Source organism: Variovorax dokdonensis, assembly GCF_030316895.1.
In the GTDB taxonomy this organism is placed as follows: domain Bacteria; phylum Pseudomonadota; class Gammaproteobacteria; order Burkholderiales; family Burkholderiaceae_C; genus Variovorax; species Variovorax dokdonensis.
This window is the reverse complement of record NZ_JASZYV010000001.1, coordinates 1236800-1260342: the sequence shown is the minus strand read 5'-3', so window position 1 is coordinate 1260342 and position 23543 is coordinate 1236800. Positions and strand designations below refer to the sequence as shown.

General features: G+C 65.3%; 27 protein-coding genes. 15 read left to right on the top strand and 12 right to left on the bottom strand.

Going from position 1 to position 23543, the window contains the following annotated elements; translation table 11 throughout:
* Positions 1-10 precede the first annotated feature (10 nt).
* The 4 genes from QTH91_RS05840 to QTH91_RS05825 all read left to right on the top strand — a co-directional run bounded on the left by QTH91_RS05840 (position 11) and on the right by QTH91_RS05825 (position 2045).
* On the top strand, positions 11-250 hold the full coding sequence (locus tag QTH91_RS05840) for a hypothetical protein (protein ID WP_286659062.1): 240 nt from the start codon (positions 11-13) through the stop codon (positions 248-250).
* A 64-nt stretch (positions 251-314) separates the two neighbouring features.
* Positions 315-1079: a toll/interleukin-1 receptor domain-containing protein gene (locus QTH91_RS05835; RefSeq protein ID WP_286659061.1), complete on the top strand. Its 765-nt coding sequence runs from the start codon at positions 315-317 to the stop codon at positions 1077-1079.
* Between the two features lie 109 nt (positions 1080-1188).
* Positions 1189-1500: a hypothetical protein gene (locus tag QTH91_RS05830; protein ID WP_286659060.1), complete on the top strand. Its 312-nt coding sequence runs from the start codon at positions 1189-1191 to the stop codon at positions 1498-1500.
* A 53-nt stretch (positions 1501-1553) separates the two neighbouring features.
* Positions 1554-2045 carry a hypothetical protein gene (locus QTH91_RS05825; protein WP_286659059.1) on the top strand — a complete coding sequence of 164 codons (492 nt, stop codon included), beginning with the start codon at positions 1554-1556 and terminating at the stop codon, positions 2043-2045.
* 243 nt (positions 2046-2288) lie between these two features.
* On the opposite strand, the gene QTH91_RS05820 is transcribed toward QTH91_RS05825, so the two are convergent.
* On the bottom strand, positions 2289-2861 hold the full coding sequence (locus tag QTH91_RS05820; protein WP_286659058.1) for a hypothetical protein: 573 nt from the start codon (positions 2859-2861) through the stop codon (positions 2289-2291).
* Positions 2862-3073: 212 nt separating this feature from the next.
* Here QTH91_RS05820 and QTH91_RS05815 point away from each other — a divergent pair, with 212 nt between their 5' ends.
* Complete coding sequence (locus QTH91_RS05815; RefSeq protein WP_286659057.1) at positions 3074-3454, top strand: hypothetical protein; 381 nt, start codon at positions 3074-3076, stop codon at positions 3452-3454.
* Between the two features lie 27 nt (positions 3455-3481).
* Here the strand turns inward: QTH91_RS05815 and QTH91_RS05810 are convergent, their stop codons facing one another.
* Both QTH91_RS05810 and phbB read right to left on the bottom strand, forming a co-directional pair.
* Entirely contained in the window at positions 3482-5182 is a 1701-nt protein-coding gene (locus QTH91_RS05810) for a cation:proton antiporter domain-containing protein (protein ID WP_286659056.1), read from the bottom strand.
* A 103-nt stretch (positions 5183-5285) separates the two neighbouring features.
* Positions 5286-6023, bottom strand: a complete 738-nt coding sequence (phbB, locus tag QTH91_RS05805) for an acetoacetyl-CoA reductase (RefSeq protein ID WP_286659055.1) — start codon at positions 6021-6023, stop codon at positions 5286-5288.
* 130 nt (positions 6024-6153) lie between these two features.
* Here phbB and QTH91_RS05800 point away from each other — a divergent pair, with 130 nt between their 5' ends.
* From QTH91_RS05800 to QTH91_RS05780, 5 genes are all read left to right on the top strand, one after another.
* Positions 6154-7170, top strand: coding sequence for an ABC transporter ATP-binding protein (locus QTH91_RS05800; RefSeq protein ID WP_286659054.1), 1017 nt, complete (start codon positions 6154-6156; stop codon positions 7168-7170).
* Between the two features lie 36 nt (positions 7171-7206).
* Positions 7207-8502 (top strand): ABC transporter substrate-binding protein, encoded by a 1296-nt coding sequence (locus QTH91_RS05795; protein WP_390368305.1) that lies wholly within the window; start codon positions 7207-7209, stop codon positions 8500-8502.
* Between the two features lie 106 nt (positions 8503-8608).
* Positions 8609-9478 carry a carbohydrate ABC transporter permease gene (locus QTH91_RS05790; protein ID WP_286659053.1) on the top strand — a complete coding sequence of 290 codons (870 nt, stop codon included), beginning with the start codon at positions 8609-8611 and terminating at the stop codon, positions 9476-9478.
* Positions 9475-10320 (top strand): carbohydrate ABC transporter permease, encoded by an 846-nt coding sequence (locus QTH91_RS05785; RefSeq protein ID WP_286659052.1) that lies wholly within the window; start codon positions 9475-9477, stop codon positions 10318-10320. The genes QTH91_RS05790 and QTH91_RS05785 overlap by 4 nt, the downstream gene beginning before the upstream one ends.
* 1 nt (position 10321) lies before the next feature.
* On the top strand, positions 10322-11182 hold the full coding sequence (locus QTH91_RS05780) for an endonuclease/exonuclease/phosphatase family protein (RefSeq protein WP_286659051.1): 861 nt from the start codon (positions 10322-10324) through the stop codon (positions 11180-11182).
* 36 nt (positions 11183-11218) lie between these two features.
* Here QTH91_RS05780 and QTH91_RS05775 read toward each other — a convergent pair whose 3' ends face one another.
* The 4 genes from QTH91_RS05775 to QTH91_RS05760 all read right to left on the bottom strand — a co-directional run bounded on the left by QTH91_RS05775 (position 11219) and on the right by QTH91_RS05760 (position 15845).
* Positions 11219-11425 (bottom strand): dodecin, encoded by a 207-nt coding sequence (locus tag QTH91_RS05775; RefSeq protein ID WP_286659050.1) that lies wholly within the window; start codon positions 11423-11425, stop codon positions 11219-11221.
* Between the two features lie 77 nt (positions 11426-11502).
* A complete protein-coding gene (locus QTH91_RS05770; RefSeq protein WP_286659049.1) occupies positions 11503-12924 on the bottom strand; it encodes a cytochrome P450 in 1422 nt (473 codons plus the stop codon).
* A gap of 7 nt (positions 12925-12931) precedes the next feature.
* Positions 12932-14110, bottom strand: a complete 1179-nt coding sequence (locus tag QTH91_RS05765) for an acetyl-CoA C-acetyltransferase (protein WP_286659048.1) — start codon at positions 14108-14110, stop codon at positions 12932-12934.
* Between the two features lie 34 nt (positions 14111-14144).
* Positions 14145-15845, bottom strand: coding sequence for a PHA/PHB synthase family protein (locus QTH91_RS05760; protein ID WP_286659047.1), 1701 nt, complete (start codon positions 15843-15845; stop codon positions 14145-14147).
* A gap of 147 nt (positions 15846-15992) precedes the next feature.
* On the opposite strand from QTH91_RS05760, the gene QTH91_RS05755 reads away from it, so the two are divergent.
* A complete protein-coding gene (locus QTH91_RS05755; protein ID WP_286659046.1) occupies positions 15993-16289 on the top strand; it encodes a hypothetical protein in 297 nt (98 codons plus the stop codon).
* On the opposite strand, the gene pgeF is transcribed toward QTH91_RS05755, so the two are convergent.
* A complete protein-coding gene (gene pgeF, locus QTH91_RS05750) occupies positions 16221-16991 on the bottom strand; it encodes a peptidoglycan editing factor PgeF (protein WP_286659045.1) in 771 nt (256 codons plus the stop codon). The genes QTH91_RS05755 and pgeF overlap by 69 nt on opposite strands.
* Entirely contained in the window at positions 16988-17629 is a 642-nt protein-coding gene (gene maiA, locus QTH91_RS05745) for a maleylacetoacetate isomerase (protein ID WP_286659044.1), read from the bottom strand. The genes pgeF and maiA overlap by 4 nt, the downstream gene beginning before the upstream one ends.
* Positions 17630-17781: 152 nt before the next feature.
* On the opposite strand from maiA, the gene QTH91_RS05740 reads away from it, so the two are divergent.
* The 3 genes from QTH91_RS05740 to QTH91_RS05730 all read left to right on the top strand — a co-directional run bounded on the left by QTH91_RS05740 (position 17782) and on the right by QTH91_RS05730 (position 19823).
* Positions 17782-18483: a fumarylacetoacetate hydrolase family protein gene (locus QTH91_RS05740; RefSeq protein WP_286659043.1), complete on the top strand. Its 702-nt coding sequence runs from the start codon at positions 17782-17784 to the stop codon at positions 18481-18483.
* Between the two features lie 7 nt (positions 18484-18490).
* Positions 18491-19042 (top strand): NUDIX hydrolase, encoded by a 552-nt coding sequence (locus tag QTH91_RS05735; protein ID WP_286659042.1) that lies wholly within the window; start codon positions 18491-18493, stop codon positions 19040-19042.
* Between the two features lie 121 nt (positions 19043-19163).
* Positions 19164-19823, top strand: a complete 660-nt coding sequence (locus tag QTH91_RS05730) for a murein hydrolase activator EnvC family protein (RefSeq protein WP_286659041.1) — start codon at positions 19164-19166, stop codon at positions 19821-19823.
* 4 nt (positions 19824-19827) lie between these two features.
* On the opposite strand, the gene QTH91_RS05725 is transcribed toward QTH91_RS05730, so the two are convergent.
* Complete coding sequence (locus QTH91_RS05725; protein WP_286659040.1) at positions 19828-20790, bottom strand: LytTR family DNA-binding domain-containing protein; 963 nt, start codon at positions 20788-20790, stop codon at positions 19828-19830.
* 166 nt (positions 20791-20956) lie between these two features.
* Here QTH91_RS05725 and QTH91_RS05720 point away from each other — a divergent pair, with 166 nt between their 5' ends.
* Entirely contained in the window at positions 20957-22159 is a 1203-nt protein-coding gene (locus QTH91_RS05720) for an acyltransferase family protein (RefSeq protein WP_286659039.1), read from the top strand.
* Here the strand turns inward: QTH91_RS05720 and QTH91_RS05715 are convergent.
* Both QTH91_RS05715 and QTH91_RS05710 read right to left on the bottom strand, forming a co-directional pair.
* Positions 22086-22787 (bottom strand): ABC transporter ATP-binding protein, encoded by a 702-nt coding sequence (locus tag QTH91_RS05715; RefSeq protein WP_286659038.1) that lies wholly within the window; start codon positions 22785-22787, stop codon positions 22086-22088. The genes QTH91_RS05720 and QTH91_RS05715 overlap by 74 nt on opposite strands.
* On the bottom strand, positions 22787-23533 hold the full coding sequence (locus QTH91_RS05710; protein WP_286659037.1) for an ABC transporter ATP-binding protein: 747 nt from the start codon (positions 23531-23533) through the stop codon (positions 22787-22789). The genes QTH91_RS05715 and QTH91_RS05710 overlap by 1 nt, the downstream gene beginning before the upstream one ends.
* Positions 23534-23543: the final 10 nt, after the last annotated feature.

Here is a 23543-nt window from a genome sequence, read left to right as displayed (position 1 = left end):
GGAGGCCACCATGCCGCAGTCCACCATCGTAGAAGGCGTTGAAGTCTTCGACATTCCCAAGGCCAGGGCGCTTGCCATCAGCCAAGAATATGGCCCTGCCATGTCCAATCAAAAGGTCGCCGCTCTGCTCGCTGCCTCGACCAATCTCACGGCCACACAGATCGAGGCCCTACCAGCAATGACCTATTCCAAGGTTTGCTTGGAAGTGATGAAGCGCCTGGTCAAGCGGAACGAGGCCGCTCAGCGGTAATATTTCCTCCATCTTTGTTTCAAGCACCGTGAGAATGCTTGCGACAAATAGATGGAGTGAGAAGTTGGCAACTGACAATGCCCCGAAGGTCTTTCTTTCCTATTCGCACGATTCTCAGGAACACAAGAGGTGGGTACTGGAGCTTGCGACCCGCCTTCGCAATACCGGCATAGATTCGATCATCGACCAGTGGTCCTTGGGTCCAGGTGATGACATCCCACATTTCATGGAACGGAGCCTTGCAGCCGCTGACCGTGTGTTGATGGTGTGCACCGACAACTACGTCCAGAAAGCTAACAGCGGAACGGGGGGTGTTGGCTACGAGAAGATGATCGTCACTGCCGATCTCATGAAGCAGATCAACTCGAACAAAATCATCCCTGTAATCAGGCAGGGCGGAACACACAACGTTCCGACTTTTTTGCAGAGCAAGTACTTTGTGGATCTATCTCGTGACGATGAGATGGAGCTGGAGTTCGACAATCTCGCACGTGCCATTCACGGGAAGCCTCTGTTCGAGGCGCCTCCAATATCGAACAATCCCTTCGTGCCTGTGGCAGAGACCCCTGCCGAGAAGACCGGCGATGGTGTGTTGAAGGTGATGACACTGATCGTTACTCAGTATGAGTCGAGCACTTCTAACCATATCGAATACGAACTGCTTGTGAAGCGTATTGGTATGTCTCGAATCATGCTTGACCACTTTCTGACAGAGGCGACGAATCAGGGGCTAATCGCTCCGGAAGAAATCATGGGCAACCTGTACTATGTCCTTCTCCCCCCTGGGAGGGATTACGCGATCCATCACAAGCTAATCAGGATCTTCTAGGGGTCACTTGTCCTGGGCCAGCGTGCAGCGCGACCGCTCCTTGAGTCTGATCCAGGCAGTAGTACGGACGAAGGCGCATCGTCAAACACTGTACACTTATACAGTGTTCATGGAAGTCGTTCTCCTTCGGCAGGCTGGTCGCCGCCTGCGTCGCTCAGAGTGGAGGCAACCGCTCCAGGGCACCCTGCGCATCACGGAGATGGACCGCGCTGCAAACAATGCCAAGAGGAACATGCTGAGGGTGGATCTTTGGGAAGGCTATGGGACGACCAGCCTGCGTGGGCTGGCCTCCATGTTTGATCCAGTCCTTCTCCCCTACCCTGGCGACGGGCTGCTGATCGCTGGCACTGAGTTCCAGGTCGAGGGCAAAGACATCAGCGAGCACCGGCAGGTGTGGCTGTGCAGGCCACGGCAGTGGTAGCCTCAATTGCTGTGAACGAACCTGTCAAAGACTTTCGCCTACCTGATAGCTTGATGAGTAGCGTCAAGCGAATCATGGTCTTCAACATAGAGAACGCCGAAATATCAGACGACGCAGAACTATCTCGGCTTGTCCAGATGATGTACAACTTGCCTGAGGCGGAGTTCTATCTTTTCTTGGAGAAGGGCGCCTCTCTGACGTCGCAGTTGCGTAAGGCTATGGATGGCCACATTCTTCACTGTACGCAAACCGACCTTGAGATATTTCGTCATCCTGATGGGGGTCGTGGCAACTTCATAAAGATCCACCGAGGTAAGGAGTTGTTCGACTGGGAGCGGGTAGTCACCGCCTCTTCCAAGGAGTTCGTCCGCTTCACCATCGTTCTGTCTGAGTTGAAGAGACGAGAGCTTGAGATCCAGCAGCATCTGCAAGCCGCTCAAGCTCAACAGTCCAAGAACCCCTTGATCCTTGAGCCCAACTTCAATGGCATAGGGATCAGCCTTCCAAGGTTGTGGGCCTTGGTTAAGTCTTGGTTCCGGCGCTGACAGTCGGTCCAGTTTCCAACTGGTGAGACCCTAAGAGCGAAACCCGCTCATACGCGCGCCGTACACACAGACCACTGCAAGTGGTTGATGTTCAAGGGAAACCGCTCTCTTCCATCATCGGGGCGACGGATACACGGCTCGGCGACAGCTCCTGGTTCATGTGCGGATCGAGCGCCATCGGGCAATTTCTGTAAACCCCGATTGTGCCAACCCGATGTCGTTCGGGGCCGCCGGCCCCTCGGCTCAAAGCGGCCCGAGCTGGCTGAACGACGTGCGAAGGCCGCGATAGTCCGTGGGGCCGTTGGCCTCGGGGGGGTTGCCGGTGGCGATCAGCCAGGCGGCGATGTTGGGCAGGCGCTTGTCGAAGTAGCTCTGCAGATGGCGCCAGTTGCCCTCGGGCGTGTGCGGCAGGGTGAGCTCCAATGCCTCCACCCCGATGGCGCGCAGGTCGCTCATCATGGCCAGCGTGCGGCCTTCGAGCATGGGCAGCGAGACTTCCCGGCCCTGCGACAGGATCTCATCGAGGATGCGCCGGTTGACCACGAAGTCCGTCCAGCTGCGCTTGATGCAGGCGTCGTTCAGTTCGCGAAAGGCCCAGTGCATGTTCGCGGCGAAAACGACCGCCACCTGCGCAGCCTGGCGCGAGCCCTGGTTGGCATGCAGGTTCTGCAGGCGCACCGACCAACCAATGGCCAAGAGAACGCCCGCTGCCTGTACACAGGCCGCCCAGCTTTCCATGGAAGCCGGATTGACGAACCAGATCGCCACGCCCATGAGGACGGTGCCGCCCACTGGAACCCAGAATTTCAGATCCATGACGACGCCCGGTTATTCAATGTCAATCGAAAGGAAACTTTTGATGAACGAATGCTAAAAGGGCATGTCATCCGGACCTAGCGCAATTTGTCACGAAATGACACAAATGCGCGCTTTAGTATCACTTTCCGGTCCGCGCGGGATTGCAATGAGCCCATCGACGACAACTCGAACTGGGGGCCAGCATGAAGCGATTCGCGATGGACAGCCACATGACGTCCGCCATTGGCGGCATCTTCTATCCCACCGGGCACTCCATGATCATGTTCCCCAGCATCGACGTGGCCAACCAGATCGGGCACAAGCTGATCGACGCCGATGTGGTCAATGGCGACGAGGTCTACCTCATCTCGCCTCAGGAGATCCTCGACACCATCACGCCGACCACCCGCAACGCCGACTTTCCGCTGCCATCGGCAGGCACCGAAGCCGCCGCGGTTCGCAACTACACGCGGCTGGCGCGAGAAGGTCACGCCGCCCTTCTCGTCAAGACGCGTGACGCAGCGGTTGCCGAGCAGGTCATGGTCGTGGTGCGTGGGGCGCCGTACTCGGCCGCCGAGCGTTACCGGCGCCTGGTGATCGAAGATTTGTGAACGCAGGGCAAACCGGCTGACCCGGCTTCAGGAATGCGCGGGAACGGACGTCCTGCGCACCACATCGCGCGCCATGGACTGGGCCAGTTCCTGCTCGCCCAGGAAGACCGTCGCTTCTTCCTGCGTCAGCAGGCGCGCCTGCTCTTCGCTGTTGCCGCGCACGACGATCTCGATGTCGGGATTGAGCGCGCGCGCGGTGGCCATCATCTGCCGCGCGTCGATGGCGTCGGCCGTGGCGATGGCCAGCACCCGCGCTCTCGCGATGTGCGCCTGCACCAGCACCGAAGGCTCGGCGGCGTCGCCCCACACGGCGGCCAGCCCATCGGCGCGCAGCGATTCGACGAGTTCCCGATTGCGGTCGGCCACGACAAAGGGCACGTCGTTCTGCCGAAGCGCCGCCGCAATGCGCCGGCCCACGCGTCCGTAGCCCACCAGCACCACTTGGCGCGACAGATAGCGGGCGTCGGTCGTCATGGGCAGCTCCGCCATTGGATCGACGCTCGACTCGAACTTCCGGGCGAGCGCCGAATTGGCCAGCAGCCAGCGCTGCAAGGGCGCGATCATCGCGAACCACAAAGGATTGGTCGCAATCGAGATCAGCGCGCCAGCCAGCACGAGGTTGCGGCCCTCCACCGGCAGCAAGCCCAGCGACGCGCCCAGGCCAGCCAGGATGAACGAGAACTCACCGATCTGCGCCAGGCTGGCACTGACGGTAAGCGCCACACTCAGCGGGTAGCGGAACAGTAGCACCAGCGTGGCCGCCGCGATCGACTTGCCCACCACGATGACCAGAACCACGGCCAACACCTGCAACGGACGCTCGACGAGCACCCACGGGTCGAACAGCATGCCCACCGACACGAAGAACAGGACCGCGAAAGCGTCTCGCAACGGCAGCGACTCCTGCGCCGCGCGATGGCTGAACTCCGATTCGCGAAGGACCATGCCGGCAAAGAACGCACCCAATGCGAACGACACACCGAACAGCGCCGCCGACGCAAAGGCAATGCTGACGCCCGCGGCCACCACGCACAGGGTGAACAGTTCGCGCGAACCGGTACGAGTGACCTGCCACAGGAGCCAGGGAAACAGGCGACGTCCCACGACCAGCATCAGCGCCACGAATGCACCCACCTGCAGCAGCGTCACGCCCAGCGTGCGCCAGACATCGGCGCCAACGCCACCCGCACCCGGACGGTCCAGCAGGACTTCGGCAAGCGGCGGCAGCAGCACCAGCACCAGCACCATCGCCAGGTCTTCCACCACCAGCCAGCCGACCGCAATCCGGCCCACGTAGGTATCGAGCAGGCCCAGGCTTTCCAGCGCACGCAGCAGCACCACGGTGCTGGCCACCGAAAGCGCCAGCCCGAACACCAAGGCAGCGCCGAGGCTCCATTCCCAGAAGTACGCCAGCGCCCCGCCCATCAACGTGGCCGCAAGGATCTGCACCAGCGCGCCGGGCACCGCGATCTTGCGAACCGCAAGCAAGTCGTCGATGGAGAAATGCAGGCCCACGCCGAACATGAGCAACATGACGCCGATCTCTGCCAGTTGCGCGGCGATGTCGGCGTCGGCCACGAAACCCGGCGTGAAGGGGCCGATGATGACCCCCGCCAACAGGTAGCCCACCAATGCCGGAAGCCGCAGCCGCGCTGCCACGAAGCCGAAGATCAATGCCAGCCCGAGCGCCGCTGCCACGGTGTTGATGAGAGAAGCGCCGTGCGTCATGAACCGCAGTATCCATGCAAGCGGTCCGCCAGCGCCCGCATGGGGAGATGAAAAACAAAACCCGCCGGATGGCGGGTCTTGCTGGATGGGGCGTGTCGCCGCGTCAGCCCATGTGCAGCCCGCCGTTGACGGAGAAATCGGCACCGGTGGAATAGCCACCCTCTTCGCTCGCCAGCCACGAGCAGATCGATGCGATCTCGCCGGGCTCGCCCAGGCGGCGCACCGGGATGGTGGCCACGATCTTGTCGAGCACCTCCTGGCGGATGGCCCGCACCATGTCCGTGCCGATGTAGCCCGGGCTCACGGTGTTCACCGTCACGCCCTTGGTGGCCAGTTCCTGCGCAAGCGCCATCGTGAAGCCGTGCATGCCGGCCTTGGCCGCCGAGTAGTTGGTCTGGCCGGCCTGGCCCTTCTCGCCGTTGACCGAAGAGATGTTGATGATGCGGCCCCAGCCCTTCTCGACCATGTCGCCCACCACCTGCTTGGTGACGTTGAACATGCTGTTGAGGTTGGTCTCGATCACCGCATCCCAGTCTTCCCGCGTCATCTTGAGAAACATGCGATCGCGGGTGATGCCGGCGTTGTTCACCAGCACGTCGATCGTGCCGTGTTCGGCCTTGGCCTTGGTGAAGGCATCGACCGTCGACTGCCATTCGCCCACATTGCCCACGGAGGCATAGAACTCGAAGCCCTGCGCCTTTTGCTCACCCAGCCACTTGGCGAAGTCGCGCGTCGGCCCGCAACCCGCGATGACGGTAAACCCGTCCTTGAAAAGACGTTGGCAGATGGCGGTTCCGATGCCTCCCATGCCTCCGGTAACGTAAGCGACTTTTTTGCTCATGATGGTTCCTTAAATTGCCAATGCCCTTTTGGGCGCTTTCACTGTACCGACATTCATTGACGCGACCGTCTCAGGAAAACACCAAGCAGACCCGCAACGGATTGTCACCAAAGATTTCTATACTGGTTCGATGTCCTCCATCGAGCTGCGCGGTATCCAGAAGTCCTGGGGCGATGTCACTGCATTGCATGCGATCGACCTGCAAATCGACAGCGGCAGCTTCTGCGTTTTGCTCGGGCCGTCGGGCTGCGGCAAGTCCACCACGCTGCGCATCATCGCCGGCCTGGAAAGCGCCACCGGCGGCCATGTGCTGATCGACGACACCGAAGTCACCCATCGTCCGCCGGCCGAGCGCGGCATCTCGATGGTCTTCCAGAACTACGCGTTGTTCCCTCACTTGAGCGTGGCGCAAAACATCGGCTTCGGCCTGTCGGTGCGCAAGGTGCCCAAAGCGCAGGCGCGCGAACGGCTCGAAGAAGCGGCGGCGCTGCTCGGGCTTGAAGGATTGCTCGAGCGCAAGCCCTCGCAACTGTCGGGCGGACAGCAGCAGCGCGTGGCCCTGGGGCGTGCGTTGGTGGCGCGTGCCAAGGTCTGCCTGATGGACGAGCCGCTGTCCAACCTCGATGCCCAGCTGCGCCAGGAGATGCGGCGCGAGTTGCGCGATCTCCAGCGCAAGCTGGGTTTGACGGTGGTCTACGTCACCCACGACCAGACCGAAGCCATGAGCATGGCCGACCAGGTGGTGCTGCTCAGCCGGGGCCACGTCGAGCAGGCCGGCACGCCGCAGGCGCTGTACGCCCGGCCCGCGACCACGTTTGCCGCACGCTTCATCGGCACGCCGCCCATGAATCTCCTTCGTCTTGAGGATGGCCGCATTGCCGGCAGCAGCCAGCCGAGCGGCGTGCGGGCGGCGACGCTGGGCCTGAGGCCCGAAGCCATCACGCTCGATGCGGCCGGCATGCCCGCCCATGTCGAGAGCACCGAATACCTCGGTGCGGACCTGATCCTGCATTGCCGCATCGGCAGCGAGTCGCTGCTGGTGCGCACAGACGGCCGCCAACAGGCCGAGGCCGGCCAGGAGGTCGGCTTGCGCTGGTCGCCGCAAGATGCCCACGGCTTCGACGCCCAGGGCCAGCGGATCGACTGAAGCTTTCTTTTTCATCCAACCGAGAGAAGAGATCACATGCAACGCAAGTCCTTTTTCAAGATCTGTGCCATGCCCCTGCTGGTTGCCGGCCTGTGGGGCACGCTGCCTGCGCATGCGCAGACGCCGGTCGAAATCTCCTTCTACTACCCGGTGGCGGTGGGCGGCCCCATCGCCAAGACGATGGACGGCTTTGCCGAAGGCTTCATGAAGGAGAACCCCGGCATCAAGGTTTCGCCCATCTATGCCGGCACCTACCAGGAGACCATCGTCAAGGCCCTGACGGCGCACAAGTCCGGCACGCCGCCCGTCACCTCGGTGCTGCTGTCGACCGACATGTTCACGCTGATCGACGAAGACGCCGTCGTGCCCTTCGACGACTTCGCCAAGACGCCGGAAGACAAGGCCTGGCTGAACAGCTTCTACCCCGCCTTCATGCAAAACAGCCGCACCGGCGGCAAGACCTGGGGCATTCCCTTCCAGCGCTCCACCGTGGTGATGTACTGGAACAAGGACGCCTTCAAGGAAGCGGGCCTGGACCCCGACAAGGCGCCCGCCAACTGGGCCGAACTGAAGACCGCCGCCACCAAGCTGACCAAAAAAGATGCCGACGGCAAGGTCACGCAGTGGGGCGTGCAGATTCCATCCAGCGGCTTTCCTTACTGGCTGTTCCAGACCCTGACCACGCCCAACGGCGCCATCCTGGCGAACGAGACGGGCACCGCCGTGAAGTTCGATGACCCGAAGGTGATCGAGGCACTTCAGTACTGGGTAGACCTGGGCAAGGCCGGCATCCATCCGCCCGGCGTGGTCGAGTGGGGCACGACGCCCAAGGACTTCTTCGAGAAGAAGGCCGCCATCATCTACACGACGACCGGCAACCTGACCAACATCCGCAAGAACGCCGGATTTCCCTTCGGCGTGGGCATGATCCCGGGCAACGCCCGAAAGGGTTCGCCCACGGGCGGCGGCAACTTCTACATCTTCAAGAAGGCAACACCAGAGCAGCAGCAGGCCGCGTTCAAGTTCGCCAAGTGGATCACCCAGCCCGAACGCGCCGCGCAGTGGAGCATGGACACCGGCTACGTGGCCGTCTCGCCCGCTGCCTACGAGACCCCCACGCTCAAGAAATACGGCGCTGAGTTCCCACCCGCACTGGTGGCGCGCGACCAGTTGCCGGTGTCGGTGGCGGAGTTCTCCACGCATGACAACCAGCGCGTGACCAAGGCGCTGAACGACGGCCTTCAAGCCGCGCTCACCGGCACGAAGACGCCCGAGCAAGCCATGAAAGACGCCCAGCGCGAAGCGGACCGCATCCTGAGAAGCTACAAGTGACCCTCGGGCTCCCCTGCCTGGCAATTTCGCCAAGCCCCTTGCAGGGGGCGCACCCAGCGGCCCGGCCACGCCGGTTCCGCGGGCGCCCTGGCGACGGATCGCCTGCATGAAGCAGCGCGCTGTGCACGCCTGGCTGATGCTGCTGCCGGCGCTCCTGCTGCTGGTGGCCTTCACGCACTGGCCCGCGGTCTCGACCTTCATCGACAGTTTTCATTCCACGCCCAAGGGCTCACGGCCGAGCGTCTGGGTGGGGCTGGAGAACTACCAGGTGATGGTCGAGGACCCGGTGTTCTGGAAGGCGCTGGTCAACAACCTGTGGTTTGCCGCCGCCACCATCCCCGCCTCCATCGGCCTGGCGCTGGTCATGGCGCTGTGGGTGAACGAGCGCATCGCCGGCCGCGCCTTCCTGCGCATGGCCTACTTCACGCCCACGGTGCTGCCCATGATCGCGGTGGCCAACATCTGGCTGTTCTTCTACACGCCCCAGTACGGATTGCTGGAGCGACTGACCGGCGCACTCGGTCTGCCCGCGCACAACTGGCTGGGCAGCCCTTCCACAGCGCTGGGCGCCGTCACGGCGGTGGCGATCTGGAAGGAAGCCGGGTTCTTCATGATCTTCTACCTTGCCGCGCTGCAGTCGCTCAACCCCAGCCTGCGCGAAGCCGCGGCGATCGAGGGCGCATCACGGTGGTACTTCTTCCGGCGCGTGCTCTGGCCGCTGCTCATGCCCACCACGCTGTTCGTGCTGGTCAATGCCTGCATCAACGCCTTCCGCATGGTCGATCACCTGTTCGTCTTGACGCGCGGCGGGCCGGACAACGCCTCCATCCTCTTGCTCTATCACCTGTACGAGGTGGGCTTCAGCTTCTGGGACACGGCCTATGCATCGGCCATCACCGTCGTTCTGGTGGTGGTGCTGGCGTCCATCGCGCTGTTCCAGTTCTTCGTGCTCGACCGGCGGGTGCACTACAAATGAAGAGCACCGCCCCATCGCGCGCGCAGCGCCTCGCCTACAACGAGCCCACCTGGCTGGACGCGCTGGCGGCCTGGCTGCTCGCCCTGCTGTGGATCCTGCCGCTGGCCTATGCGGTGTGGACGGCTTTCCATCCTTCCGAATACTCCACCCGCTTCGAACTCAGTGCGCCGCTCACGCTGGAGAACTTTTCGCGCGCCTGGCAGGCGGCACCGTTCGCCCGCTACTTCCTGAACACCACGGCGCTGGTGCTCATGATCCTCGCCGCGCAACTGGTGCTGTCGACGCTCGCCGCCTACGCCTTCGCCCGCTACGAGTTCCGCGGCCGCAACGTGGCCTTCGCCTTGGTGCTGGTGCAATTGATGGTCATGCCCGACATCCTGGTGGTGGAGAACTACAAGACCATGGCGCGCCTCGGCCTGGTCGACACGCTGCTGGCCATCGGCCTGCCTTATTTCGCCTCCGCCTTTGCGATCTTCCTGTTGCGCCAGACGTTCCTGGGCGTGCCCAAGGAGCTGGATGAGGCCGCCCGCGTGGAAGGCGCCGGCCCGCTGCAGATCCTGTGGCGCGTCTACGTGCCGCTGGCGCGGCCGGTCTACACCGCCTTCGCACTCGTGTCGGTGAGCTTTCACTGGAACAACTTCCTATGGCCCTTGATCGTGACCAACAGCGTCAACGCCCGGCCGCTCACAGTGGGCCTGCAGGTGTTCTCGTCGGTGGATCAGGGCGTGGACTGGTCGATCATCACTGCCGCCACACTGATGACGTCCGCGCCGCTGCTGGTGGCCTTCCTGCTATTCCAGCGGCAGTTCGTCCAAAGCTTCATGCGAGCAGGGATCAAGTGAGATGAAACTCGTCACCTGGAACACCCAGTGGTGCCGTGGCCTCGACGGCATCGTGAACCCCGAGCGCATCGTCGAAGGCGCGCGTGCCATGGCCGACTTCGACGTGCTGTGCCTGCAGGAGATCGCCCAAGGCTTCGACGACATGCCCGGCCATCCCGGCGACCAGCCGATGCAGTTGCAAGGCCTGCTGCCGGGCTTTGCCGTGTTCTTCGGCGCTGCGGTCGACGAGATCGACGCCCACGGCAAGCGCCAGCGCTTCGGCAACCTGATCGCCACGCGGCTGCCGGTGGCACGGATTCAGCACCACGCCCTGCCCTGGCCCGCCGACCCCGATCAGCCCAGCATGCCGCGCATGTGCACCAGCGTGACGGTGATCGACCCCGACCTGGGCGCGATTCGCGTGATGACCACGCACCTGGAGTACTACTCGTCCACGCAGCGCATGGCACAGGCGGTGGCGTTGCGCGAACTGCATGCGCAGGCCTGCGCGCAGACCCTGGCGCCGCCCAGGCGCGAAGAAGGCGACGCCGGCCCTTTCCAGGCCAAGCTGCATACCGAGCAGGCGGTGATCTGCGGCGACTTCAACATGGCGCCCACCGATCCGGCCTATGCGGAGATGGTCGAGGGCTTCGAGCCCATCGCCGGAACGCGACGCCACCTGCAGGACGCCTGGCGCGTCGCGCATGGCGATGCGCCGCACGCCCCCACCTTCCGTCTGTTCGACCGGCGCTACGGACCGGACCCCGTCGCCTGCGATTTCGTCTTCCTGAGCGAGGCGCTCGCCCCACGCCTGCGGCGCATCGAGGTCGACGGCAACACGCAGGTGTCGGACCACCAGCCAGTGGCCATCGAACTGGCCTAAAAGGCGATTCGACTCGGCTCGGCCCGGCTAGGCTGTCTATTCGAGCGTGAAGCCCACCTTGATCGTCACCTGCCAATGCGCAACCTTGCCGTCCTTGACATGGCCGCGCGTTTCAAGCACTTCGAACCACTGGATGTTGCGCACCGTGTCGCTGGCCTTGGCGATGGCGGTCTTGATCGCGTCGTCGCTGCCCTGCGTGGAAGAGCCGGTCAGTTCCAGAATTTTGTAGACATGGTTGCTCATGGCTTGCTCCTTGATGGTGCGGCCCATCATGCGCCACGACGCGGCGGGGTCAAGTCCGCCGGCTTCCATGATTTCCCTCAGCCGGGGCTGCGGGCAGCCAGTCGCATGCGAAGCCCGACCGGTGCCATGGTGAAGGACATGCGCTCCTGCGCCGGCAGCCCGTCGGGCGTATCCACGCCAAGGATGTCGAAGCGCTGCAGCAGCATCGCCATCGCCAGCTTGATTTCCAGCAGCGCGAGATAGCGCCCTGGGCAGATGCGCGGCCCGGCCCCGAACGGCATGGAAAGGCGTCGCGCCTGACTGGCCGCCGCCCCGGGCGCGCCATCTTGCAGCCAGCGCCGCGGGTCGAACGAAAGGGCTTGCGGCAGTCGGCCTTCTGCCACGCTGTCACGCCGCATCAGCGCCAACACGACCGCGCCCCGGGGCACGGCCACGTCGCCCACTTCGGTGTCGCGCAACGCCTGCAGGCCGATCAGCGGCGCCACGGGCTTGAGTCGCATGGTCTCGTGCGCGCAGGCCTCCACGAAATCGAGCCGCCCGATCTGCTCGTAGGCAGGCAGCGCGCGCGGGTCGTTGCCGAGCAGGTCCCTCACCTCGTTCCTGGCCTGCTCCAGCATGTCCGGATGGCGCCACAGCAGATCGATCATCCAGGCGATGGAGTTGGCCGTGGTGTCCTCGCCGGCCAGCAGCATGGTCATGACGTTGCCGGCCACTTGCGCATCGGTGATGCCGCTGCCTTCGACGTCGGCGGCAGCGATCATGGCTTCGAGCAGGTTGGACGGATGCTCGCGCAGGCCCGGGTCCGCCGCCATGCGCGTGCGCGCCTGCGCCACGAAGCCGTCGACCGCGCGGTTGACCTCTGCCACGCTGCGCACCAGTTGCCGATCGGCCGCGCTCGGAAACAGCCGCCACGTCGGTATGGGCGACAGCATGCGCTTGAGCAGGGCCGGGAAGATCTTGTCCAGGTGCTGCTGGATCACATCGCCGTCGGATTGCAGCGTGTTGACCTCCGCGCCGAAGGCCAACCCGGCGATCGTGTCGACGGTGTAGCGCATCAGGTCGGCCTGCAGGTCGATGCGGCGGCCGTCCTGCGCGGCCAGTTCCCAGCGCTGCCCCAGGCGCTGAGCGACCTTCTGCATCGCGGGGTAGTAGTTGCGCACATGGGCCGGGTCGAACCCGGCCATCACCATGCGCCGCTGGCGGCGCCAGTCATCCCCGCCGGCGGCGAACACCCCGGGCTTGAGCCCCATTTCGGCACCGACCAGTTCGAGCCGGGAATTGCGCTGAAAGCCCTCGGGCCGGTCGCGCAGCAGCATGGCCACCGTTTCATGGTCGCCCACCACCAGCAGCGGATGCCGTCCCAGCTTCAACTGGAAAAAAGGGCCGAAGCGATCCGCCCAGTCCTCCAACTGCTGATGCAATCTGGCGGGGCGGACCTGGGGCAAGTTGCCCAGCACCGGCCATCGAGCCGGCCCGGGCAGTGCGCCGATGCGACGCACGAACGGATCAGCGCTCGATGGTCAGCGCAACGCCCATGCCACCGCCGATGCACAGAGAGGCGATGCCCTTCTTGGCGTTCTGGCGCTGCATCTCGTGCAGCAGCGTCACCAGGATGCGGCAGCCAGACGCACCGATCGGGTGGCCAAGCGCAATGGCGCCACCATTGACGTTGACCTTGTTCATGTCCCAGCCCATTTCCTTGTGGACGGCGCAAGCCTGGGCGGCAAAGGCTTCATTGATTTCCAGCAGATCGAGGTCGGCGGCCTTCCAGCCGGCGCGCTGCAACGCCTTCTGCGATGCCGGCACCGGGCCCATGCCCATGAAGGCCGGGTCCAGCCCGGTGGTGGCGTAGCTGGCGATGCGGCCCAGCGGCTTGAGGCCCAGCGCCTGCGCCTTCTTGGCCGACATGACGACCACCGCGGCTGCACCGTCGTTCAGTCCGGAGGCATTGCCCGCCGTCACGCCGCCGGCCTTGTCGAAGGCAGGCTTGAGCCCCGCGAGCCCTTCGGCACTCGTCTTGCGATTGATGAACTCGTCCTGGCTGAACACCAGCGGATCGCCCTTGCGCTGCGGGATGTTGACCGAAACGATCTCGTCCTTGAACTTGCCGGCGTCCTGCGCGGCAGCGGCCTTGGTCTGGCTGGCCAGGGCCAGTTCGTCCTGGGCGGAACGGTCGATGCCGTACTTCTTGGCCACGTTCTCGGCGGTGATGCCCATGTGGTACTGGTTGTAGACGTCCCAGAGGCCGTCGACGATCATGGTGTCCTGCAGCTTCCAGTCGCCCATGCGCTGGCCGTTGCGCGAGTTGGGCAGCACGTGCGGGGCCATGCTCATGTTCTCCTGGCCACCGGCCACCACGATCTCGCTGTCGCCACAGGCCACCGCCTGCGCGGCCAGCATCACGGCCTTGAGGCCCGAGCCGCACACCGCGTTGATGGTGAGGGCCGGCGTTTCCTTGGCGACGCCACTCTTGATGAGCGCCTGACGGGCCGGGTTCTGCCCTGCCCCGGCGGCCAGCACCTGGCCCATGATCACTTCGCCGATCTGGTCGGCAGGAATGTTGGCGCGTGCCAGCACGTCCTTGATCACGATCGAGCCCAGCTCCGTGGCAGCGATGCCCGCGAGCGTGCCGCCGAACTTGCCGATGGGCGTGCGAGCGGCCGAAACGATGACGATGTCTTCCATGTCCAGATCTCCAGTGGTGTGAGTAGGGGACCGCTCAGGCCTTGGCCTTGACGTAGCGGCCGGGTGCGGGTTCGATGGCTTGGTACTTGCGTCCGCGCCCGTAGGTCTTGGGAGCGGCAATCTGGCGGCCGGCGTGCGAGGCCAGCCACTTGGACCAGTCGGTCCACCAGCTGCCGGAATGTTCGGTGGCGCGGGCCATCCATTCGTCGACCGAAGGGGGCAGCTTGCCGTCGGCGCGGATCCAGTGGCTGCGCTTCTTCTTGGCCGGCGGGTTGATCACGCCCGCGATGTGGCCCGACGCACCCATCACGAAACGGATGGGCCCGCCCAGCAACTGGGTCGACCCATAGGCGCCGCCGATGGGCACGATGTGGTCTTCGCGCGAGCCATAGACGTAGGCCGGCGCCTCGATGCGGCCCAGGTCGATCTGCTCGCCGCACACGGTGAGCGCGCCAGGCTGCGCCAGCTTGTTCTCCAGATAGGTGTTGCGCAGGTACCAGGCGTAGAAAGGTCCCGGCAGGTTGGTGGCGTCGCAGTTCCAGTAGAGAAGATCGAACGCCGGCGGCGTTTCGCCCTTGAGGTAGTTGCCGACGACGTAGTTCCACACCAGGTCATTGGGACGCAGAAAGCTGAAGGTCGACGCCAGGTCGCCGCCTGCCAACAGCCCCCCACTGCCCATCTGCATTTCGCGGTACTGGACCATCTGCTCGTCGATGAACACGTCGAGCACGCCGGTGTCGGAGAAGTCGAGCAGCGTGGTCAGCAAGGTGACCGAGGCGACCGGGTCTTCGCCGCGCGCAGCCAGCACGGCCAGCGCGGTGCTCAGGATGGTGCCGCCCACGCAAAAGCCCAGTGCGTTGATCTGCTCGGAGCCGCTGATGTCCTGCACCGTGTGGATCGCCTCGATGGCGGCGTTCTCGATGTAGTCGTCCCACGTGGCTTCGCGCAGCGATTCGTCGGGATTGCGCCAGCTCACCACGAAGACGCGGTGCCCCTGCTCCACCGCATAGCGGATCAGCGAGTTCTCCGGCTGCAAATCGAGGATGTAGAACTTGTTGATGCAAGGCGGAATGAGCAGGAAAGGCCGCTCGTACACCTTGGCGCCCAAGGGTTTGTACTCGAGCAGTTGGAACAGCTCGTTCTCGAAGACCACCGCGCCTTCGCTCACCGCCACGTTGCGCCCGACCTCGAAGGCACTCTCGTCGGTCATGCTCAGGTGGCCTTGGCGGATGTCTGCCAGCAGGTTCTGCATGCCACGCGCGATGCTCTCGCCCTGGGTGTCGATGGCCTTGCGCTGCGCCTCGGCGTTGAAGGCGAGGTAGTTGCTCGGTGCGCTGGCGGCCATCCATTGCTCGACCGCAAAGCGCAGCCGGGCGCGGACCTTGCCATCGCCATCGGCCGATTCGGCCAGTTCCATCAGCGTCCGCGCGTTGAGCAGGTACACGGCAGCCGAGAACGCGGCCATGGGGTTCTTGCTCCAGGCTTCGTCGGCGAAACGTCGATCCGGCAGCGAAGCCGGCGCAAAGCCCTGTTGCCACAGCCTGGCAGCTTCTGAAACATACTGTTGCTGTATGGCCTGGAGTTTTTCAGGATCGAAGGACAAGGCCGGCATCGCCATCCCCGGGTGATCGCCACCCTTGCCGCTCGACAGCGCCTGCATCGATGCCAGGGCCTGCGTCCATCCTTGCTGAAGGTTTGCAAGCAAGTCGGTGTTGTTCATGGCGCTTGCGCTCATCCGTGGTCTCCCTCTGATTGGCTTTTACGACGATCTGGCTTGACGATGTGGCTTGTGACGCGCTCCCGTGCGCTGGCACGGGCTTTGAGTATGCTGCATTCGATATCGCCCCCGCAACGCACTTCCGGCGCCGCCCTGCCTGTTTCCATGCATCTCGTGATCATCGCCTGGCTCTACGTGGCCCTCATGATGGCCGTGGCCGAAGCCACCAACACCACCGGCACGGTGCTGGGCGCCATCGTCACCTTCGTGCTGTACGGCCTGCTGCCGATGGCATTGGTGGCCTATCTGGGCGGCACGCCGGCCCGTCGCCGCGCCATGCGGGCCCGCGAACGGGAACAGGACGAGGCACGCCGCGGCGCCTCGACCCCGCCCTCAGACGCGCCAGACCAGGGCCGCGAAGCGCCCGCTGACCCGATCGCGCCGGTACGAAAAGAACCTTGATGCCTGCGCCACGGTGCACCAGGCGTCGCTGCCGTCGTTGCCCCAGACCTGGTTGACGCCCAGCGCCGCCAGCTGCCGGCGTGCCAGCGCGGGCAGGTCGGCCAGCCACTTGCCCTCGGCGCCTGCTGGTCTGAAGTGCGCGGCCGCGCCGGCGTCCTTCGATTCGAACTCGGCCTTGACTTCGCCGCCCACCTCGAAGGCACGCGGTCCGATGCAGGGGCCCAGCCAGGCCATGAGCTGGTCGCGATGACCCCGGTCGTCGTCGAAGACCTGCACCGTGCGCGCGAGCACGCCGGACGCCAGGCCCCGCCATCCGGCATGCGCGGCCGCCACCCGGCGTCCTTGCGCGTCGGTGAACAGCACCGGCAGGCAATCGGCCACCATGACCGTGCACGCAAGGCCGCTGTGCGTGGTGGTGGCGGCATCGGCCTCGACGCCGTCCGGCGTACCGTCCTCAAGCACCGACACGGCGGTGCCATGCACCTGCTGCAGATACACGGGCCGCGCGCCGATGGCGGTCGCCAGGCGCGTGCGGTTGGCGGCCACCCAATGAGGCGCGTCGCCGACGTGGTCGCCCAGGTTCAGGCTCGCATAGGGCCCCTCGGACACGCCACCGGCCCGGGTCGTGCACACGGCATGCACACCCGGCGGAGCGGGCCAGTCGGGCACGATCCAGCCGGGGTCGAGGTCGCCTGCGATCACGCTTCGGCGTCCGGGCAACGTGACGGCTGGGTGCTTTCGAAGGCTTCGAGTTTCATGCAGGCATCGAACGCCGCCATCGTGCGCGGCAGGCCCGAGAAGTCGCAGTCGAAGCGCCGGCCGTTGAAGATCTGCGGCACGAGGCAGCAATCGGCCAGCGTGGGCGATTCGCCGTAGCAGTAGGTCGATGGCGGCAGCTGTGCCAGCTGGCGCTCGAATGCCAGCAGGCCTTCGCGCACCCAATGGCGGTACCAGGTGTTCTTGGCCTCTTCCTCGACCTTGAGTTCGCGCACGAGGTACTTGAGCACGCGCAGGTTGTTGACCGGATGGATCTCGCAGGCGATGGACTCGGCCAGGGCCCTGACCCGTGCGCGCCCGAGGGGATCGGCCGGCAGCAGCGCCGGCTCCGGATGCGTCTCGTCGAGGTATTCGATGATCGCCATCGACTGCGAAAGGCGCTGTCCGTCGTCGAGCTCCAGCATCGGGACGAGCATGTCGGCGGACTTGTCCGAATAGGGCGGCTTCTTGTGGTCGCCACGCGCGATGTGGACAGCCTCGTAGTCGTAGGGCAGCCCCTTGAGCGCCAGCGCGATGCGCACGCGGTAGGACGCAGACGATCGAAAATAGTTGTACAGCTTCATGGTCCGTCGAGCATAGGCGCGCCCGGCGCGAGGCACAAGCAAGGCCGGCGCAGCCGCGCAGGCATCGCGCTCGCGCGATATGCTCTGGCACTCTGCGTGTTGCGTTCGGTGTCGGAGCGCAAATCTTTGAATCAAGAAGGAATACGAAAGTCATGGCTTCCGAGTACGTTGTTCCCGCGCCTCCCGTTGTCTCGATTCCCGTCGTGGGCGAGACCGGCCGCTTCCCGGTTCACCGCATCTATTGCGTGGGCCGCAACTACGAGGAACACGCCAAGGAAATGGGCTTCACCGGCCGCGAGCCGCCCTTCTTCTTCATCAAGCCGGCCAGCACCGCGGTGGTCGTGGACGAGGGCCAGACCGGCACCATCGCCTACCCCTCGCTGACCAAGAACCTGCATCACGAGATCGAGCTGGTGGCCGCCATCGGCAAGGCCGGCAAGAACATCAAGGCGGCCGATGCGCTGCAATACATCTACGGCTATGCGGTGGGCCTGGACATGACCCGCCGCGACCTGCAAGGCGAGATGAAGAAGCAGGGCCGGCCCTGGTGCATCGGCAAGGCCTTCGAGCAATCGGCGCCGGTGGGGCCGATCGTGCCGGCAGCGCGCGCAGGCGACGTGGCCAACGCCGAGATCTGGCTGCAGGTCAATGGCCAGGACCGCCAGCGCAGCCACGTCTCCAAGCTCATCTGGAACATCGCAGAGACCATCGAGCACCTGTCGACCGCCTGGGAGCTGCAACCCGGCGACCTGATCTACACCGGCACGCCCGAAGGGGTGGCCGCGGTGGTGGCGGGCGACACGTTGGTGGGCGGCGTCGCCGGCCTGCCGGAACTTCGCGTCAAGGTGGTCTGACGCGACCATGATCGAGCGGCCTCTCATCAAGTTCTGCAAGAACTGCGGCACCGCAGTCGCCTACCGTGTTCCCGACGACGGCGACACGCGCCAGCGCGCCGTCTGCCCCGCTTGCGACACCATCCACTACGAGAACCCGCTCAACGTGGTCGGCACGATCCCCGTGCTCGGCGATCGCGTGCTGCTTTGCAAGCGCAATATCGAGCCGCGCTGGGGCAAGTGGACGCTGCCCGCAGGCTTCATGGAACTGGAAGAAACCGTCGCCGAGGGCGCAGCGCGCGAGACCACCGAGGAATCGGGCGCCAACTTCCGCATGGGCGAGTTGTTCGCGGTGATGAGCGTCACGCGGGTCGGCCAGGTCCACCTCTTCTACCGCGCCGAACTCCTGGACGACCGCTTCGATCCCGGCCACGAGACGATCGAGGCGCGCCTGTTCGAGGAAGCCGAAATCCCCTGGGACGAGATCGCCTTTCGCACCGTGCGCGAGGCACTTCGCCTGTACTTCGAGGATCGGCGCACTGGCGTCTTCGGCCGTATTCATACCGTGGACATCCGATGACGAGCGCCACGCGCACCATGCCTTGCGCATCGTGCCGTGAGCGAGGCCGCGTCCGGCCCAGGCTGGCTCACCGGCCTCGCGTGTGCGAACATCGTCGCTCGTGAGCACATCCAAGCAAGCCATGCATCAAGACAAGAAACTTCATTCCGCTTCACGCCCCTGTCACATCGCGGCCCGCAAGGTCGCGTTCCGGCGCGTGGCGATGGCCGCCGGCGCTGCGGCGTCCGCCATCCTGATCACCGCCTGCACGTCCACGCCGCTGCCGCCCATGGCGCCCTACCCGGCCCCAGGCACGCCCGGCGCGCCCGCAGGAACGCCCCAAAGCGGCATGCCGGGCGCGATGCAACCAGGTGTTTCCGGACAGCCCGTACAGCCTGGTGCCGTGCCGGGCACGGCGGTCGCGCCATTGACGGCCCGGTTCATCCGACCAGCCAACGGCACCGTGGTCGGACGCTTCGATGGCAAGGACAACAAGGGCATCGACATCGCCGGCCAGCTCGGCGACCCGGTGATGGCCTCGGCGGCCGGCCGCGTCGTCTACGTCGGCGACGAGCTGCGCAACTTCGGCAACCTGATCATCGTGGACCACGGCGACAACTTTCTGACCGCCTACGCCCACAACCGCATCGTGCTGGTTCAGGAGCGCCAGACGGTCACGCAGGGCCAGAAGATCGGCGAGATCGGCCGCAACGCCGAAGGCACGCCCATGCTGCACTTCGAGATCCGAAAGAACGGCATTCCGGTCGATCCGGCGCCTTACCTGGCGGGCATGCAGCCCTGACCTGTCAAGTGCCCCGCCCAGCCTGCGCATTCGCCTGCAGGTTGGCGCGGAAGCGGCGGCTGCAGGGCACCTGCCCGCCTCCTCGCATGTGCAGCCGGGAATCGCCGCCTTCCAGCGGTTCGATCTCCGCGATCCGATCCAGATGCACCGCCCAGCTTCGATGCACGCGAACATGACGGGCGGGATCGAGTTGATCCAGAAACTCCGTGAGCGTCGCACGCAGCAGGTAGTCGTGCCCGTTCACGTGCAAGCCCACGTAGTTGCCCTGCGCCTGCACCCAGTCGATGTCTGAAGCGGCGATCAAGAACTCGCGGCGAAGCTTGCGGACCAGGAAGCGGTCGGGCCGGCTGCGGACAGCGGGCGTGGGCGGTTCGCCGCGCTCTTCGGACGCATTGCCATCCGGTGCGGGCGCGGCGGTCAAGCCGCTGACTTCGGGTGGTAAAGGCGTCCCTTCGGGCTCGTCCAGCACGCGCGCCTCGCCCTGCAGGCGCAATAAGAACAAGCGATAGCCCAGCAGCAGCAGAAGGATGAGCACGTAGGTGCGGACATCCTTGAAGTATTCGTAGGGCCAGTGCCGGAGCCAGTCGCCGAAGTCGTATTGCTGTCCCGCCCAGGCGTAAGCCATGCGGCGCAGCAGAACCATGCCCGCCACGTGCAGCAGGCTGAAGAGCACGCTGCCCAGCGCGTGCCAGGGCAGGTTGCGCCAGAGCCGGTCGCCCGAGAGCGGAAAGCGCCGCTCGAATGCGATCACCGCCGGCACCAGCGCCAGGATCACGAGGTGGCTGCTGAGCTCCCACACCAGCACCTGCCAGAACGCCACCTCGCGGCCACCGCCGCGCGCGTCGACCAAGGCCACCGCGACGCTGGCCGCCACCTGCAGCACTAGCAGCCCGATCCAGAACGCGACTTCGGCCCGACGTCGATAGGGACGGAAGCGTTCGAAGAGATTGGCCTGCAGCACCTGCATGGCCGCGATTTTGTGGGACGCGAGCACATATGGGACGGCCGAGCGGCCGGAATTCGTCCCTGCGTGCCACCGCTCGTCCCAGGAGGCGGCGTGCCGTCCCGCCGGCCGCCGCCAATAGCGGCGCGGCACCTAGCCTGCGGGCATCGCCATCCTGTCTCCCAGCGCCATGACCACCCCGTACCGCCGCCACGACATCGACGCCCTGCGAGCCCTCGCCTTCCTGCTGCTGATCGTCTACCACGTCGGCATGTACTACGTGGCCGATTGGCCGTGGCACCTCAAGAGCGCCCATGCCGCGACCTGGCTCCAATGGCCCATGGTGGCGATCAACGTCTGGCGGATGGATCTCGTGTTTCTGCTGTCCGGCGTGGCCTTCGCCATGCTGGCCCGCCAGGCTGCGCCGCTGCAATTGCTGCGCCGGCGTGCGATTCGACTCCTGGTGCCGCTGGTGTTCGGGATGTGGTTCGTCGTGGTCTGGCAGGCCTATGCGGAAGCGGTGGACAAGGGCGCCGTCGCGCCAGGCATCGTCGACTTCGTACTTCGCTACTGGCAGATGGGCCCCTGGCCCGAGGACGCGTTCGCCGGCGCGGACTTCGGCGTCACCTGGAACCACCTCTGGTACCTGCCCTACCTTTTCGTCTACACGGCGCTCATGTGTCTGTTGCTCCCGCTATGGCGGCTTGCGGCCGGGCAACGCCTGCGCGCCGCCTTTTGCAGCCTGCGCGGCCCCGCGATGCTGCTGCTGCCGGCCCTGCCGTTGGCGCTTTATGGCGTGCTGCTGGCGGAGCGCTTTCCGGCCACGCACGACCTGCTGCACGACGGCCATCTGCATCCGCTCTATTTCACCGTCTTCGCCTATGGCTTTGTGCTGGGCACCGATGCCGGCGCGTGGAACGAACTGATGCGCCTTCGCCGATGGGCCCTCGGGCTCGCGCTGGCCAGCCTTGCCATCTATCTCGTCACGCGCGCAGCGGCATCGGCTGGGTGGGCACCCTGGCGGCAAGTGCTGCGCGCGGGCTACGCCTGGTTCGCACTGGTCGCCATTCTGGGATTCGGGCACCGTTGGCTGAACCGGCCGTGGCGCTGGCTCCCCTGGGCCTCGGAGTCGGTCTACCCCTGGTACATGCTGCACCAGACGCTCATCGTCGTGCTGGCCTACGGGCTTGCGCCCATGCGGCTTTCAGCCGGCGCGGAAGCCACCCTGCTGCTGGGCGGAACGCTCCTGGGGTGCTGGCTTCTGACCGACTTCGCGATCCGCCGCACACGCTGGCTGCGGCCGCTGTTCGGGCTGAATCTCAGACGCCCAATAGTTCGGACACCTGAGCCGGCTCGGCCAGCAGTGCCGAAGATTGGCCCTTCAGCACGATGAGGCCCTTTTCCATCACCACCGCCTGGTCGGTATGGCCGAGCACCTTGCGCCAGTCCCGATCGACGATGAGCGTCGAGATGCCGGTCGCTCGGATCTCGCCGATCACGCGCCAGATCTCCGCCACCACCAGCGGCGCCAGGCCCTCGGTGGCTTCGTCGAGGATCAACAGGCGCGGATTGGTCATGAGCGCTCGGCCGATCGAGAGCATCTGCTGCTCACCGCCCGACAGTTGCTGGCCGCCGTGCGACAGGCGTTCGGCCAAGCGCGGGAAGGTGCTCATCACGCGCTCGAAGGTCCAGGCCCGCTGGCCGTCCGGGCCAGGGCGCGCGCTCATCACGAGGTTCTCGCGCACCGACAGATTGGGGAAGATGCCGCGGCCTTCGGGCACGTAGCCGATGCCCAGTCGCGCCATTTTTTCGGGCGTCCAGCCGGTCACGTCGCGGCCCTCGGCCTGCACGCGGCCCGAAGCGGGACGCACATAGCCCATCAGGCTGCGGATCAGCGTGGTCTTGCCCATGCCGTTGCGACCGAGCAGCCCAACGGATGTGGCAGCCGGCAACTGGACATCCACGCCGCGAAGGATGTGGCTGTCGCCGTAGTAGGTGTTGAGGCCTTCGACGCTGAGCATCAGTGGTCCTCCCCGAGGTAGGCGGTGCGCACCTGCGCGTTCTCGCGGATCGATGCCGGATCGCCGCTGGCGATGACCGCGCCGTTGACCATCACCGTGATGCGGTCGGCGATGCGGAACACCGCATCCATGTCGTGCTCCACCAGCAGGATGGCGTGCTCGGCCTTGAGCTTCTCGAGCAGCGCCAGCATGCGGTCGGTTTCTTCCGCGCCCATGCCCGCCAGCGGTTCGTCCAGCAGCAGGACGCGCGGCTTGGTGGCCAGGCACATGGCCACTTCGAGCTGGCGCTTGGCACCGTGGCTCAGCGTGCCGGCCACGCGGTGCGCGACATCGGCAAGGCCGGCGGCCGCCAGCGCCTCGCCGGCGGCGGCATTGCTGGCGCTGCAGGCGCCCGCGTTCTGCCAGATGGCCCACGGCCGGGGCGTCGCGGCCTGGGCGGCAAGGCGGCAGTTCTCGTGCACCGTGAACTCCGGAAAGATGGTGGTGCGCTGGTAGCTGCGGCCCACGCCCGAACGCGCGCGCATGGCCTGGGAACGGCGCGTGATGTCGCGCCCGTCGAGCTTGATCTGACCGGCCGACGCGGCAATCTCGCCCGAGAGCATGTTGATCAGCGTCGACTTGCCGGCACCGTTGGTGCCGATGACGGCATGCACCTCGCCGCGGTGCAGGTCGAGGGTGACGTCGCTCACGGCCACCAGGCCGCCGAAGCGGCGCGTGAGTGTCGAGACGGAAAGCAGTGCGTTCATGGCGCTTTGT